This window comes from Herbiconiux sp. (genome assembly GCF_023264895.1).
Lineage (GTDB): Bacteria > Actinomycetota > Actinomycetes > Actinomycetales > Microbacteriaceae > Herbiconiux.
On the sequence record NZ_JAHFUY010000046.1, the window covers coordinates 19,341 to 33,548 of the forward strand.

Below are 14,208 nucleotides of genomic sequence, written 5' to 3' on the forward strand. Positions count from 1 at the left end.
CCGCCGATGCTGCCGACGATCACGGTCGATGTGGGCACCACGAGCGTCAAGCTCTGCCTGTTCGACGCCGCGGGCGCACTTCAGGCGTCCGCGCGCGAGGCCACGCCGACCCGTGCCGACGCGTGGGGCGAGGTCTACGACCTCGAGGCCCTCGACGCCGTGCTGACCGGGTTCGTGGGCAGCCTCGACGCCGACGAGCGCCGCTCGGTGAAGCGGATCGCGATCACCGGCGTGGGTGAATCCGGCGGACTCGTGCGGGAGGACCTCTCGCTCGCCTCGCCGATGATCCTCTGGCACGATCACCGGGGTGCGGATCGCCTCTCAGGGCTGGATGCCGCGGCACGACGGGAGATCTACGCGGTCACCGGACTGCCCGTGAACGCGAACTACGGGCTGTCGAAGGTGGCCTGGGCGGTGGAGAACGCGGACGCCGGGAGCGCGGCCGATGCCCAGTGGCTGAACATCTCGGAGTACCTCGCGGCACGCATGACCGGCGAGCGGTGGGCCGAGTACTCGCTCGCGAGCCGCACCCTCGCACTCGACCTCGGCACCCGCACCTGGTCGGCCTCGGTCGCCGGCCTCCTCGGCGTCGACGTGGGCGTCTTCCCACCCCTCCGGAGCGCCACCGAGGGCTCCCTCGTGACCGCCGCTTTCGCCCGCGCGACCGGCCTCGGCACCGACGTCGAGGTGCACGTGGCCGGACACGACCACGTCGTGGGCGCCGCCGGGTCGGGACTCGCCCGAGGCGAGCTGCTCAACTCCACCGGAACCACCGAGGGCCTGCTCGTGCTGCGCGAGGCTCCGAGCACCGATGTGCGCTCCGAGCGCGCGAAGCTCGCCAACGGGCTCTCCTCCACGGGCGGCGACGCGACGCTGTTCGCCTCCATCCCCACCGGCGGCTCGGCGTTCGCCACGCTGCAGAACATGCTCGGCCTCGACGCCGACGCCCTCACCGCCGTGGTGGCCCGGCTGCACGCCCGTTACCTGGCGGGCGAGATCGACCTGCGTGGCGTCCCACTCGTCCTTCCCGAGTTCCGCGGGAGCCCTCCTCCCACCAAGAACGCGAAGGCCCGCGGCGTCATCGCCGGTCTCCACAGCGACACGACTCTCGACGAGATCGTCTTCGGCACCTTCCTCGGCATGGCGCTGCAGTTCCGCGACGTGCTCGAGCTCTTCCCCGAGGAGCCCACCGCGATCAAGGTGATCGGCCCCGCGAGCCGCAACCCGCTCTGGCTGCAGCTGAAGGCCGACCTGCTCGACGCCCCCCTCAGCGTCTCGCGGTTCCCCGAGGTCGTCTCGGTCGGGGCCCAGGCCCTGGCCTCGGGTGAGCGCCGCTCCTGGGCGGAGTGCGACCCCAGCGAGGTCGACCCCGATCAGGGGCGGGCCGCGACGCTCGCCGAGTGGCAGCACGGGGTCGCACCACTCTGGCAGCACCTGAAAGAGGGAGCGGAGCGATGACGCTGGTCGCAGGGATCGACTCGTCCACCCAGGCGTGCAAGGTCACCGTGCGCGATCTCGCCACGGGCCGGCGGGTGCGCGAGGGCAAGGCGGCGCATCCGCCCGACACCGTCGTCGACCCGGAGGTCTGGTGGACCGCCCTGCTCACGGCGGTGAACCGCGCCGGCGGGCTGAGCGACGTCTCGGCGGTCTCGGTCAGCGGTCAGCAGCACACGCCCGTCTTCCTCGATGCGGCGGGTGGAGCGGTGTGCGACTCTCCGCTCTGGAACGACACCGGCTCGCACGCGTCCATGGTGGCGCTCAACGACGAGCTCGGGCGTGAGACGTGGATCCGCCGCACCGGCATCCCGCTCACCCTCTCGGACACCGCGCCGAAGCTCCGCTGGCTCCGCGACACGCATCCGGCGGCTGCAGCGAGAACGGCGGCCGTCGCGGTCGTGCACGACTGGCTGACCTGGCGGCTGATGGGCGGTGGTCCGGGCACCGGGCGCCTCGACGAGCTGACGACCGACCGCTCCGAAGCCTCCGGCACCGCCTACTGGTCGCCGGAGACCGGTGAGTACACGATGGATCTCTTCGAGCACGCACTCGGCAAGCAGGCCCTGCTCCCCCGCATCCTCGGCCCGCTCGATGTCGCCGGCGTCGCCGGCCGCGGGCTCCCCGGCATTCCCGAGGGCATCCCGGTCGGCGTCGGCAGCGGCGACAACGCCGCCGCCGCCCTCGCCCTCGGGCTCGGCACGGGCGACGCGGTGCTCTCGCTCGGCACGTCCGGTGTCGTGTACGCCCGCTCGGCGCATCCGGTGCACGACTTCGACGGCTACGTGTGCAGCTACGCGGATGCGACGGGCGACCACCTCCCGCTCGTCGCGACCCTCAACGCGGCCCGCAACTTCGATCTCGGCGCCGCCCTGCTCGGCTGCAGCTACGACGAGCTGTCCGACCTCGCGCTCGCGGCGCGCCCCGGCGCCGACGGCCTCACCCTGCTGCCCTACTTCGAGGGCGAGCGCACCCCCGACCTGCCCCACGAGCGCGGGTCGCTGCACCGGGCGTCGCTCACCAACTTCACGCGCGCGAACTTCGCCAGGGCCGTGTTCGAGGGCACGCTCGCGAGCCAGGTGGCGATGCTCGACAACCTCTCGGCCTGCGATGTGCCGGTGGGCCGGCTCCTGCTCATCGGCGGTGCGGCCGGGAGCCTCGCCGTGCAGCGCATCCTCACCCAGCTCGTCGAGATCCCGGTGGCCGTGCCCTCGCCCGACGAGTACGTCACGAAGGGAGCGGCCATGCAGGCGGCGTCGACGCTCACCGGGGAGTTCCCGGCCTGGGAGCTCACGGTGGCCGAGCTGCCTCAGGTGGCCCGCGAGACGCGGATCGCCGAGCAGCACGAGGCCGCGAAGGCAGCTCTCGGCTACACGCCCGAGGTGCCCGGTACGGCCCGGCGGCCCGCATCCGCCCTGCTGCCGAGCGCCTAGCGACGACCCGTTCCGTGCGGGCCGATTAGGATCTCTACGGTCGGGCATCCTGGGAGGTGGCGGTGGTGGGCACGCTCCGTACTCCCGTGGTCTGCGGTGTCGACATCGGCAGCACCAACGCCAAGGTGGTGGCGCTCGACGAGGGCGGCACCGTGCTGGCCCGCGCCTCCCGCCGCACGCCCCGCGACGGCGACGGCCTCTGGATCGACGCCGATGCCCTCGTCGACGCGCTCGAGGAGATGATCCTCGAGGTCTGCGGGCGGCGGCACGAGGTGCAGGCGATCTGCGTGGCCGGGGTTGGCGAGGACGGCGTGCTCGTCGACGAGTCGCTTCGGCCCGTGACGAAGGCGCTCGCCTGGTTCGATCCCCGGCGCAGCGGCATCTTCCGCGACCTCGAGCCGGGGCTCGGGCCGATTCCCGGCGACGGCGCGTTCGACGTGGGCGGATTCGACACCGAGGCCGATCCCGTGCGCACGCTCGTCGGCTGGCGGTGGGCACGCGAACAGGCAGGCGACTCCTCTCCCCACCTCTGGATCGCCCTCGCCGACCACGCCGCCCTCCGCTGGACCGGGCGCCCGTTCCTCAGCGACACCCTCGCCTCCCGCACCGGCGCCTGGCGTTCGCGCGATCGGTCCTGGTCGGCCGAGCGGGTCGAGCTCACCCTCGGCTCGGTCGGGATGCTGCCGGCCGTGCTGCGCACCGGCGACCCCGTCGGCGAGATCACGTCGCCGACGCTCCGTGCCGCGGGCGTGCTGGCCCCGGATGCCATCGCCGTCGTGGGTGGGCACGACCACCCGATCGGTGGCTGGGTCGTCGACCAGCTCGTGCCGGGCGCCGTGCTCGACTCGATGGGCACGGCCGAGGTGGTGGTGGCGCAGTCGCCGGTGGCCGGGCTCGCGCGACGGGACTTCGTGGACGTCGCCCCCGGGATCCGCTCGACCGGCACGACCCTGCTGCGGGTGGAGGAGCTGTCGCGGAACGTGGAGTGGGCGGCGCAGGATCCCGAGGTCGGGCGGTCGCTGCGCGCCCTGCTCGAGGGCGGGATCGCCCCGGTGCCGGTGCTCGAGGACGGCCACTTCGTGCCCGGCCGTCGTGGCGGAGGCTGGCCCGCCTATGCGCTGGATGCGCCGAGCGATCCGCTGTCCCGCGCCTCGGCGGTGCTGGGCGCCCTCGCCTGCGCGGGGCGCGATGCGGTGGCGGCGGTGCGGGCGGGGCTGGAGGTGCGGGCCGGGCTGGACGTGCGATCGCCGGCCGTGTCCCCGGGTCGCCCGCCCGAGATCCGGCTCGCCGGAGGGTGGGTGCGTTCGCCAGGGTGGGTGGAGATCAAGGCCGCCGTGAACGGCTACCGCACGGCAGCCATCCTCGAGCCCGAGGTCACCGCGGTGGGTGCGGCGATGCTCGCGGCCCGGGCGCGCGGCTGGTCGCCGGATCCGGCGCGAGCGCTCGGCGGCACTCAGCTCGCAGCGACGTTCACCTCGAGCGGCACGACGTCGGTGAGCACCCAGGTCTCGTAGTAGTCGAAGCGGGTGCCGTCGTGGTCCCACGAGAGCGACCGCACGCGCAGCACCGGGGTGCCCTCGTCGACGCCGAGTCGGGCGGCCACGGGCTCGGGGGCGCCGAGGGCGTGGATGATGCGGCGAGCGCCCGCCGAGACGTGCCCGGCCTGGCGCAGGGTCGTGTTGACCGATCCCTCGCCCCGCAGCACGTCATCCGCCGCCGCCATCATGCGGCCGACCCCGGCGGGGAACCAGTTGGTGCTGAACATCGCGATCCGGCCCTCGAGCGACCGCACGCGTTCGAGGCCGAACACCTCCTCGGAGGCGCCGAGCTCCAGAGCGTCGGCCACGTGCGCGGGCGGCACGGCGAACCGCGCCCCCACGACCTCGGTCTCGATGCCCGTCTGCCCGTGCCGCAGCTGCGACTCGAGGAAGCCCTGCTCGTCCTGCACGATCCAGCCCGACGGCTTGTCGCGCACCGACGCGAACATCCCCCGCCGCGCGACCTTTCGCGCGAGGCCCTCGGACTCGAGCTTGGCGAGGGTCTGCCGCACGGTCGCCCGCGACAGCCCGAACTCGCGCGTGAGCTCGAGCTCGCTCGGCAGCCGCTCCTCGGGAGCGATCTCGCCGCCCCGGATGCGCTCGCCCAGGATGCCGAACAGCTGCTCGTAGTACGGAACCGGCGATTCCCGCTCGATCGACTTCGCCAAGGCCACCATCCCCTCGGCCGCCATCGTATCGCGCTGCACCGGTCTCCTCGGAAGCGGAAGCACCTAGTCGAAGAGCTTGAGCGTCTCCAGTCCACGCTCGTTGACGCTCACGACGTACGGGCCGGGCTGTCTCCCAGCCCGCCGGAAGATCGCCGCCTCGAGGTTGAGGAACCTCTGGGCCTTCTGAGCGCCCGTCAACTGGTTCTTTCCGAGGGCGAAGACCCTGGCGCCACTGGCGACGACCGCGCGCGCTTCGAGCGGACGCTTGGCGATCGCCTTGTCGCCCGTCAGAAGCACCTCTCCCTCGGCTGTGGCGTCGCGGATCCAGTCGATGTCGACGAGCGCCTGCGCGGTGACCGATCCGTACCGCTCGCGCATGCTGACCACGATCCATCCCGCCGCTCGAAGCGTCTCGGGAAGGAGGTGATCGCCGAGGCTGCGATCGGTGAAGAACCGCGGACCCGGCACGAGGCGACCTAGGCGGCGGCCAGGACGAGGTTCTGAATGGTCTCGGTGGGCATGTCGAAGTCGGCGGCGACGTCCCGGATCATCTCACCGGCGGCGATGCGGGCGAGCACATCGTCGACTCGGACGCCGTAGGCGCTCAACGTGGGCTGACCGAAGTTGATCTCGGGGTCGATCGTGTACTCCGCGCCGCTGGCCCTCGGAATCCGGAGCTGTCCGATGAATCCGTCCCGATAGTCCACCTGCTTCAAGTGCTCGCGGACGATCTCCCCGAAGGCCGCCTGTCCGTTGCGCACGACGACCAGCCTGTTGTCATCGAGAGCCGAGTCGGACCGCCGCAGGTCCCAGAGGATCTCGGCTCCGTCGGTCTTCAGACGATCGCTGGCCAACGCGTGGTCGAGACCGATCTGGGATCGGAGCTGCTCCAGCGCCGGCCGTATACGCGAGACGGGCACGCCCGCCTTCGTGAAGGCCTTCACGATCCAGGCCTCCGCGAGACCGATGAACGGAACCGTGTATCCGCGACCGGGGCGGGCGACGGTGATGAAGGGCGGCTTCCGATTGCCGGACGCCGTGGTGTAGCCGCTCGCCCAGTGGTTGAACGTCGACTGGGGCATCCCGAGCAGGCTCGTCGCTTCGCCCTGTGTGTACAGGGGGACCAGTGTGAGTTCGTCCACGATGCACCTTCTCCCGCTTCCTGGCCCAAGGTTAGCAATCACGCCAGAAGCCCCGCTCCAGGACGCAATGATCTGTGCAAAAAGACCGCGAGGGCTGGTCGAGCTGTGGAGAACCGCTCAGGCGAACAGCGCGTGCACGGCCGTCGCGATCGCGAAGATGCCGACGCCGGCGATCGCGCCCACCACAGTGCCGTTGATGCGGATGAACTGCAGGTCGCGGCCCACCTGGAGCTCGATCTTCTCGGTGGTCTCGCGGGCGTCCCAGCGCTTGACCGTGTCACTGATCACCGAGGCGAGATCGTGCCGGTACTTCTGCACCGCGTACCCCGCGGCATCGGCGATCCACGCGTCGACCTTGGCCGAGAGCGCGCGATCGCCCGAGAGCCGCACCCCGAGATCCACCAGCGCCGAGGTCGCCGACGACCGCAGCGGGCTCGCGGGGTCGGCGAGCGACTCCCCGAGCGTCGTCTTGACCGCCTCCCAGAGCTGACCGGCGAAGGAGCGCAGCCGCGGGCTCTCGAGGAACTCGGCCTTCATCCCCTCGACCCGCTCCCCCATCTCGGGGTCGTGCTGCAGCCGATCGGTGAGGTCGACGAGGTAGCCGTCGATCGCCACCCGCAGCGGATGCTCCGGATCCTCCCGCACCGCGTTCAGCACGCCGACCAGCTCCCGGTGGGCGCGCTCATCGGCGAGATCGCGGGCGAACCCGGGGACCCAGCGGGGCAGACGGCCGGAGACGGCCTCGCCGAGCGCATCCGGATGCGCCGTGAGCCAGGCCTCGGCCGCGTCGACGAGGGCGTCGACGATGGCGCGCTGCTGGTCGGCGGCCACGAGCTCGGCCCCCACCCGGCCGAGCGCAGGCGCCCACTCCCGGTCGAACAGGTGCTCACGGGCGAGCCGCTCGATGAGCGTCTCGACGTCGTCGTCGCCGAGGAAGCGCAGCAGACCCTGCGCCATCACGGCACCCTCGGCGCTGGCGCGCTCCGCGTTCACCGGATCGGAGAGCCAGGCTCCCAGCCGGTCGGCCACGCTGAAGGTGGCGAGCTTGCTGCGCACCACCTCGTCGGAGAGGAAGTTCTGCTCCACGAACTCGCCGAGGCTCTCGCCGATCTCGTCCTTGCGGTTCGGGATGATCGCCGTGTGCGGGATGCGCAAGCCCAGCGGATGCCGGAACAGCGCGGTCACCGCGAACCAGTCGGCGAGCGCCCCCACCATCGCACCCTCGGCCGCGGCCCGCACGAAGCCCAGCCACGGATACCGGTCCTGGAACGCGAAGGCCACCGCGAAGACGACCGCCGAGAGCACCAGCAGCGACAGCGCGATGAGCTTCATGCGCCGGAGCCCGGCGCGGCGCTCCAGATCGGCCTCCGTGAGGAGGGAGTCGCGCGTGGTGGTCATCGTGATCCTCCCGAACCGCAAGGGAACGAAAAAACCGCCACATCGCGATGATCTGGCGGCATTCTGACGAACGGCATGCAGTGCGGAGACGGTGGGATTTGAACCCACGGTACCCTTGACGGGTACTCCACCTTAGCAGGGTGGTGCACTAGGCCGAACTATGCGACGTCTCCTTGGCTTTCGCCTCCGCCATCATACGACATGCGAGCGCATGGTCTCGTGCAGGAAGGCGGCGACCTCGTCGGCAGCCGCCGCGAGGTGCTCCGCGTGGGTGTGGCCCGAGATCTTCACGCGCGGCTTGAACTCGTGCTCGCCGTCGTCGAGCCAGTGCACCCGGATGCGCGGATCGAGCGGGTAGCCGAGCACCTCCTCGCGGGTTCCGAACGGATCGCGCGCGCCCTGCACGATGAGCGCCGGCGTCTCGAGGTGCTCGAGGTGCGAGGTTCGGAGCTTCTCCGGGGAACCGGGCGGATGGAAGGGGTAGCCGAGGCAGACCAGCGCCGCGACGCTGCCGGCGGCATGCAGCTCGTCGGCCACGAGACTCGCCACCCGGCCGCCCATCGACTTGCCGCCGATCGCCACCGCGGACGACCCCGATCCGGCGGGCGACACCGAGTGACCGGGCGCCACCTGCGAAGCCAGCACAACCTGCACAGCCCGCACCGCCGCCCGGTACTCCCCCGCGAGCGTCTCGGCCCGGGGCGGCGGCTTCCGCGACCCGGAGCGACGGGCCGCCATGTACGCGAACTCGAACCGCGCCGTGCGGATGCCGCGCTCGGCCAGCAGCGCGCACATCCGGTTCATCCAGTCGGAGTCCATCGCCGCACCCGCACCGTGCGCGAGCACGAGCACCGGCGCCTGCACGGGCACCGGCGCGTCCGGACCCTCCCACAGGAGGTCGGGCACGGCGGCAGCAGGATCGACCATGCCGTCGACGCTACTCGTTGCCCACCGAGCAGGTGTAGTCGGCCGCCGTCTGGCCCTTGACGTTCGAGGGCAGCACGGTCGAACCGTCGGCGTTGACCGATCCGGGCTCGGGCTCGACGGGTGCCTCCGGATCGACCGGCGCCTCCGGATCCACCGGCGCCTCGGGATCCACCGGCGCCTCAGGATCGACAGGCGCAGGATCGACCGGCGCGGGATCAGCCGGCGCAGGATCGACCGGAGCGTTCGGGTCGACCACCGACGCGATCCCGCCCGGCGCCTCCACCGCCACCGGCTGGTCAGCCCGGATCGCGGCGAACAGCACCTCGGCCGCCTCCGTGTCCGGCGCCACCTTGCCCTCGGGCACCCAGTCGGCCGAATACGACGGGAACGCCACGAACGTGACCTTCGACAGATCCATGTCCTTCAGCGCGAGCGCGATCGACACCATCGTGTCGGGCGAGGCCAGCCGGTCGGAGAGGATCATGTTGCTCGCCGCAGCCTTCGCGAGCCCGTAGAGCTTGCCGAAGTCGGTGAGCGTCGAGTCGCTCTTGACCGTGCGCACGAGCGACGAGAGGAACACCTGCTGCGACGAGATGCGGCCGAGGTCGCTGCCGTCGCCGACGCCGTGCCTCGTGCGCAGGAAGCCGAGCGCATCCGCCCCCGCCAGGGGATGGGTGCCCGGCTCGAGGTAGACCCCCGTGAACGGGTCGTCGATCACGTCGGTGACGCAGACGGGAACGCCGCCCACCGCATTCGACATCTCGATCACGCCGTTGAACTGGATCTCGGCCGCGAACGGCACACTGAGGCCCGTGAGCGACTCGACCGTGAGCGCCACACAGGCGAGCCCGCCCTGCGAGAGCGCCGTGTTGATGGGCGCCGTGTAGCCGCCGCCCTCGGGGCACTCGGGGAGGTCGACCACGAGGTCGCGCGGAAAGCTCACGACGGTGGCGTTGGAGTGGTCCTCGGCGATGTGCAGGAGCATCGTGACGTCGTTGAGCTCGCCGCCCTCGTCCTCGCCGTAGGCGTCGCCCTGGTTCGTGCGCGAGTCGCTGCCCACGAGCAGGAGATTCACACCGCCGTCGATCGCGTCGATGGAGGGCGGGGGCGCCGCGCCCTCCTCCCCCGACTCGAGGTCGGAGGCGAGCGAGACGGTGCTGATGGAGGCCGTCACGTCCCAGGCCGCGTAGGCCGCGATCGAGGCTCCGCTCACGAGCACGACGGCGAGCGAGGCGAGCGCGACCGTGCCGATGGCGCGAAGCGGATGCGGGGACGACAGGCGCCCGTGGCGCGCGATCGGCTTCGGGGGCGTGCGCTCCGGCCCGGACGTCTTGCGGCTAATAGTCGTTCCCCTTCGAGCAGGTGTACTCCGCTGCTGTCTGCCCTGTGATCGATTGTGGCAGGGCCGTCGCCGCCGCCGCGGCATTCCCGCTCGTGTCGGGCGCCGCATCCGCCGCCCCAGAACTGGGGTCAGCGGCGGCCCCCGGAGCATCCGCATCCGCATCCGCATCCGCATCCGCCTCGGTCCCCGCCGCAGCGGCCGGCGCGTTCGGGTCGACCATCGCCCCCACCCCCGTGTTCGCCGGGTCGGCCGTGACCACCGGCTGATCGGCCGCGATCGCCGCGAACAGCACGTCGGCGTCGTCGTAGAGCGGCTGCACCTTGCCGGCGTAGTCGCCGTCGCCGTCGGTGCTTCCCGGATAGGCCACGAAGGTCACCTTCTCCAGGTCGATGTCCTTCAGCGCGAGCGCGATCGACACGAGGGTGTCGGGCGAGGCGAGGCTCTGCGAGAGCACCATGTTGCCCGACGCCGCGCGGGCGAGGCCGTAGAGCCGGCCGAAGTCCGAGAGGGTCTCCCCCGACTTCACGGTGCGCACGAGCGAGGAGAGGAACACCTGCTGCGACGAGATGCGGCCGAGGTCGCTGCCGTCGCCGACACCGTGCCTCGTGCGCAGGAAGCCGAGCGCATCCGCCCCCTGCAGCGTGTGGGTGCCGGTCTCGAGGTAGACCCCGGTGTACTCGTCGTCGATCGGATCGACCACGCACACGGGCACCCCGCCCACGGCGTTCGACATCTCGATGACCCCGTTGAACTGGATCTCGGCGGCGAACGGGATGCTCAGCCCCGTGAGCGCCTCGACCGTGAGCACGGTGCAGGGGAGGCCGCCGTAGCTGAGGGTGACGTTGATGGGCTGCGCGCTCATGGCGTCGAACGATCCGCCCGCCGGGTCGGGGCAGGAGGGGATGGGCACCACGAGGTCTCGGGGAAAGCTCACGACGGTCGCGCTCGAGTGGTCCTCGGCGATGTGCATGAGCATCGTGACGTCATTGAGGTTGCCCTCCGTGTCGCCGTAGGCGTCGCCCTGGCCGGCCCGCGAGTCGCTGCCGACGAGCAGGAGGTTGACCCCGCCGTCGATCGCGTCGATCTGCGGCACGACGCCCTCGGTCTCGCCCGCGAGCGCGACCGTCTGCACCTCGCTGGAGACGCTCCAGGTGGCGTAGCCGGCGAAGGCGGCGCCGCTGACGGCGACCACGGCAGCGGCGACCCCGACGAAGCGGGCGATCAGGGCGATCGGCTTCGGGGTCTTCTGCCGACCGTGACGGGCGATCGGATGGGTCATGGGCGGGTGCGGTTCTCGGGGTCGGGAGGAGGTGGGGACCTCTCATCATCTCCGATGAAGCTGAGAACCACCGAGAGAGCCGCCGCGATGGGCACCGGGATGAACACCGAGGAGGCGCGCGGGGTTCGCCACGAGCATCGTGTCGCACTGCTCCGCCGTGACGCCGCGCTCGTGCAGCAGCGGGAGGAAGGAGTCGATGAGGTAGTTGTAGCCCTGCCGACCGTGGGTGCCCGGGTTCATCCAGACCTCGGCCCCCGTGAGGTCGGAGGCGAGGAACACGGTGTCGGTGCGCCCGTCGGCCACGAGGGCCGCCACCAGGTCGGCCCGGTGGGCATCGGCCCGGTGGAAGGCGTGCTTCACGAACTCTCCGTCGGGCGGATCCTGCTCGGGCGGGCCCACGAAGAACTCCCACGTCTCCTTGCCGATCGTGTCGATCGCCACGTTGACGCCGCGGTCGTTCACCGACCGCACGAAGTCGACGCTCAGCTGCGTGTCCATGTGCCCGATCACCACGCCACCGAGGTCCACGCCCTCGGCGCGGAGGATGTCGATCTGCTCGTGCGCCATCGTGCCGTGGGTGGTGTGCGTCATGATGCCGAGGCCGGTCTCGTTCGAGGCCCGCGCGCTCGCCCGCAGGCACTTCTCCTCGTGCGGGGTGATCACGCCGAGGCTCGTCGCCTGCTCGCCGAGCACCCCGGCCACCACGCCCGTCTCGCCGATCCCGGTCGTCGCATCCGCCACGAACCGCGCCGTGAGCTCGTCGAGGGAGGCCTCGAGCGCCCAGCGCGGCGAGTACGCCTCGAGGTAGACGGCGGTGCCCGAGACGATGTTCAGCCCCGTGCGCTCGGCGATCTCGCGGAGCAGCACGGCGTTCGCACCGTCGTCGTCGCGCCCCACGACGCCATACGGGCTGATGTCGACCACCGTGCCCACGCCCGCCGCCGCCAGCGACGAGAGGGCCCGCACCGCGAGGTCGACCCGGTCGTCGGCGGCTCCACCGCTCTGCCAGGGGCCGGGCACGAGCGACAGCAGGTGCTCGTGCACCATCACGCGGCCGAGCGAGTCGGCGGGCACCGGGCCGAGCACCGTCTGCACCTGGGCGGATGCGACGGGCCGGCCGGAATCGACCTGCGGGGCGGATGCGGCCTGCTGATTCGGCATGCCCGTCAACCTAGTGCGTCCTCGTGACCTTGTTGAGGCCGGCGGGCTGATCGGGGTTCAGCCCGCGCTCGAGGGCCAGCTCGAGGGCGAGCTGCTGCAGCGGGAGGATCTCGATCAGCGGGATGAGCTCATCCGGCACCCCGGCAGAGTCGAGGCCGGGCAGCGCGATCCTCGAGCGCACCGGTGTGGAGCCGTCGAGCTCCTGGGCCCCGACCACGATGAGCTCGGCGCCGAGATCAGCCGCGGCCGCCGCGAACGTGGCCACCGAGGCGTGCCCGCCGGGGCTCGCGGCCAGCACGATCACCGGCGTGCCGGCGATGACCTGACCGAGCGGGCCGTGCGTCGCGTCCGCCACACTCCAGCCCGACGCCGCGATGGCGTTGGTCTCCATGAGCTTGAGCGCGCCCTCCTTGGCCGACGCCATCGAGTAGCCGCGCCCCACCACGAGGATTCGCTGCGCCTCGCGGAGGCCTGCGGCGAGCGCCGGCGACGCCTCGGCCGCGGCACGGATCGTGCTCTCGCCGGCCGCCGCCACCGCCTCGACCGCGGCTTCGAGCGAGCTCCAGTCCGCGCCGGCGGCGCGCGAGAGCACGAGGTGCAGCGCGAGGAGCTCGGCCGTGTAGGTCTTGGTCGCGGCCACCGAGAGCTCCGGCCCCGCCGAGAGGGGCACGTGCACCTCGCCGAGGCGGGCGAGCGTGCTCGAGGGGTCGTTCGTGAACGCGATCACGGCCACCCCGGCCCCCTGCGCCGACCGCACCGTCTCGAGCAGATCCGGCGACTCTCCGGACTGGGAGACGGCGAGCATCACCGACCGCGGGTACTTCAGCGTCACGCCGAACGCACTCGCGGTGGCGGGCGTCGCGAGCATCGCCGGCGTCCGCAGCAGGTTGTGCGCGAGGTACTGGCCGTACTGCGCGGCGTGGTCGCTCGACCCCCGCGCCGCGAACACGATCAGCTCGGGCGCGATGCTCCGGATGAGCTCGGCCGCGGCGTCGAGGGCGTCGCGCTGGGAGGGGATGAGGTCGCGCCAGCGGGCGGGCTGCTCCGCGATCTCGGCGCGCAGGTGGGCTCCGGGCGCAGCGCTCTGGGCCCCGCTCTCCGCGGCGCTCCCGGGGCCACTCCCGGTCACGGGCGTGGTGGTGGGCGAGAGGGGTTCTGTCATGAGGTGAGTCCTGTGATCATGGCGACGAGTTCGTTGTGGGTGGTGTCGGCGAGCACGCGCGTGCCCACCTGGGTGCCGCGGCGGAGCACCGAGACGCGGTCGGCGATGCGGAACACCTGATCCATGTTGTGGCTGACGATCAGGATGGCCGCGCCGCGGGCCTTGAGCTTCAGGATGAGCTCCTCGACCTTCGCGGTCTCGGCCACGCCCAGCGCGGCCGTCGGCTCGTCGAGCAGCACGAGGCTCGAGGCCCAGTGGGTGGCGCGGCAGATCGCGACGCCCTGGCGCTGACCGCCGGAGAGGTCGCTCAGCGTGGCCTTGGCCGAGGGGATCCGCACGTCGAGCGAGTCGACGAGCTGCTGGGTCTCGGTCGCCATCCGCTTGCGGTCGAGGATCTTGAACGGCCCCGTCGTGAGCTCGCGGCCGAGGAACATGTTCATGTAGACGGGCTGGTCGACCACGAGCGCGAGGTCCTGGTAGACGACCTCCACACCCTTGGCGCGCGCATCCGAGGCGTCGCGGAAGTTCGCGGGCCGGCCGTCGAGCCAGATCTCGCCCTCGCTCGGCTGGTAGAGGCCGGAGATGATCTTGATCAGGGTCGACTTGCCGGCGCCGTTGTCGCCGACGAGGGCCACGATCTCGCCCGCCTGCACGTCGAGGTCGA

General features: G+C 71.8%; 13 protein-coding genes and 1 tRNA gene. 3 read left to right on the forward strand and 11 right to left on the reverse strand.

From position 1 onward, the window contains the following. Nucleotides 1–6: 6 nt before the first annotated feature. From Q0D57_RS10215 to Q0D57_RS10225, 3 genes are all read left to right on the forward strand, one after another. Complete coding sequence (locus Q0D57_RS10215; RefSeq protein ID WP_291042646.1) at nucleotides 7–1,458, forward strand: FGGY family carbohydrate kinase; 1,452 nt, start codon at nucleotides 7–9, stop codon at nucleotides 1,456–1,458. Continuing rightward, nucleotides 1,455–2,927 carry an FGGY family carbohydrate kinase gene (locus Q0D57_RS10220; RefSeq protein WP_291042648.1) on the forward strand — a complete coding sequence of 491 codons (1,473 nt, stop codon included), beginning with the start codon at nucleotides 1,455–1,457 and terminating at the stop codon, nucleotides 2,925–2,927. The genes Q0D57_RS10215 and Q0D57_RS10220 overlap by 4 nt, the downstream gene beginning before the upstream one ends. 65 nt (nucleotides 2,928–2,992) lie before the next feature. Continuing rightward, nucleotides 2,993–4,441: an FGGY family carbohydrate kinase gene (locus Q0D57_RS10225; protein ID WP_291042651.1), complete on the forward strand. Its 1,449-nt coding sequence runs from the start codon at nucleotides 2,993–2,995 to the stop codon at nucleotides 4,439–4,441. On the opposite strand, the gene Q0D57_RS10230 is transcribed toward Q0D57_RS10225, so the two are convergent. The 11 genes from Q0D57_RS10230 to Q0D57_RS10280 all read right to left on the reverse strand — a co-directional run. Next, nucleotides 4,381–5,172 (reverse strand): GntR family transcriptional regulator, encoded by a 792-nt coding sequence (locus tag Q0D57_RS10230; protein ID WP_291042654.1) that lies wholly within the window; start codon nucleotides 5,170–5,172, stop codon nucleotides 4,381–4,383. The genes Q0D57_RS10225 and Q0D57_RS10230 overlap by 61 nt on opposite strands. Nucleotides 5,173–5,196: 24 nt before the next feature. Next, nucleotides 5,197–5,601 (reverse strand): hypothetical protein, encoded by a 405-nt coding sequence (locus Q0D57_RS10235; RefSeq protein ID WP_291042657.1) that lies wholly within the window; start codon nucleotides 5,599–5,601, stop codon nucleotides 5,197–5,199. Nucleotides 5,602–5,609: 8 nt separating this feature from the next. Continuing rightward, nucleotides 5,610–6,275 (reverse strand): DUF433 domain-containing protein, encoded by a 666-nt coding sequence (locus Q0D57_RS10240; protein ID WP_291042668.1) that lies wholly within the window; start codon nucleotides 6,273–6,275, stop codon nucleotides 5,610–5,612. A gap of 117 nt (nucleotides 6,276–6,392) precedes the next feature. Continuing rightward, complete coding sequence (locus tag Q0D57_RS10245) at nucleotides 6,393–7,673, reverse strand: DUF445 domain-containing protein (RefSeq protein WP_291042671.1); 1,281 nt, start codon at nucleotides 7,671–7,673, stop codon at nucleotides 6,393–6,395. An 83-nt stretch (nucleotides 7,674–7,756) separates the two neighbouring features. Then, a tRNA-Ser gene (locus tag Q0D57_RS10250) sits at nucleotides 7,757–7,846 on the reverse strand. A 19-nt stretch (nucleotides 7,847–7,865) separates the two neighbouring features. Then, nucleotides 7,866–8,600, reverse strand: coding sequence for an alpha/beta family hydrolase (locus Q0D57_RS10255; RefSeq protein WP_291042673.1), 735 nt, complete (start codon nucleotides 8,598–8,600; stop codon nucleotides 7,866–7,868). 10 nt (nucleotides 8,601–8,610) lie between these two features. Continuing rightward, on the reverse strand, nucleotides 8,611–9,813 hold the full coding sequence (locus tag Q0D57_RS10260) for an LCP family protein (RefSeq protein WP_291042675.1): 1,203 nt from the start codon (nucleotides 9,811–9,813) through the stop codon (nucleotides 8,611–8,613). A gap of 124 nt (nucleotides 9,814–9,937) precedes the next feature. Then, nucleotides 9,938–11,221 carry an LCP family protein gene (locus Q0D57_RS10265; RefSeq protein ID WP_291042677.1) on the reverse strand — a complete coding sequence of 428 codons (1,284 nt, stop codon included), beginning with the start codon at nucleotides 11,219–11,221 and terminating at the stop codon, nucleotides 9,938–9,940. Nucleotides 11,222–11,266: 45 nt separating this feature from the next. Beyond that, the gene (locus Q0D57_RS10270) at nucleotides 11,267–12,382 is read right to left on the reverse strand and encodes a hypothetical protein (protein WP_291042679.1); all 1,116 of its coding nucleotides are present in this window, start codon (nucleotides 12,380–12,382) and stop codon (nucleotides 11,267–11,269) included. A 10-nt stretch (nucleotides 12,383–12,392) separates the two neighbouring features. Further along, complete coding sequence (locus Q0D57_RS10275; RefSeq protein ID WP_291042681.1) at nucleotides 12,393–13,544, reverse strand: SIS domain-containing protein; 1,152 nt, start codon at nucleotides 13,542–13,544, stop codon at nucleotides 12,393–12,395. Next, nucleotides 13,541–14,208 (reverse strand): ATP-binding cassette domain-containing protein (locus tag Q0D57_RS10280; protein WP_291042683.1); only part of this gene is annotated, 668 nt, incomplete at its 5' end. The genes Q0D57_RS10275 and Q0D57_RS10280, both read right to left, overlap by 4 nt.

Coding starts and splice junctions, on each gene's coding strand:
- Q0D57_RS10270 (WP_291042679.1), bottom strand. CDS start 12,382: ATGCCGAATCAGCAGGCCGCATCCGCCCCGCAGGTCGATTCCGGCCGG.
- Q0D57_RS10265 (WP_291042677.1), bottom strand. CDS start 11,221: ATGACCCATCCGATCGCCCGTCACGGTCGGCAGAAGACCCCGAAGCCG.
- Q0D57_RS10220 (WP_291042648.1), top strand. CDS start 1,455: ATGACGCTGGTCGCAGGGATCGACTCGTCCACCCAGGCGTGCAAGGTC.
- Q0D57_RS10245 (WP_291042671.1), bottom strand. CDS start 7,673: ATGACCACCACGCGCGACTCCCTCCTCACGGAGGCCGATCTGGAGCGC.
- Q0D57_RS10275 (WP_291042681.1), bottom strand. CDS start 13,544: ATGACAGAACCCCTCTCGCCCACCACCACGCCCGTGACCGGGAGTGGC.
- Q0D57_RS10215 (WP_291042646.1), top strand. CDS start 7: ATGCTGCCGACGATCACGGTCGATGTGGGCACCACGAGCGTCAAGCTC.
- Q0D57_RS10255 (WP_291042673.1), bottom strand. CDS start 8,600: ATGGTCGATCCTGCTGCCGCCGTGCCCGACCTCCTGTGGGAGGGTCCG.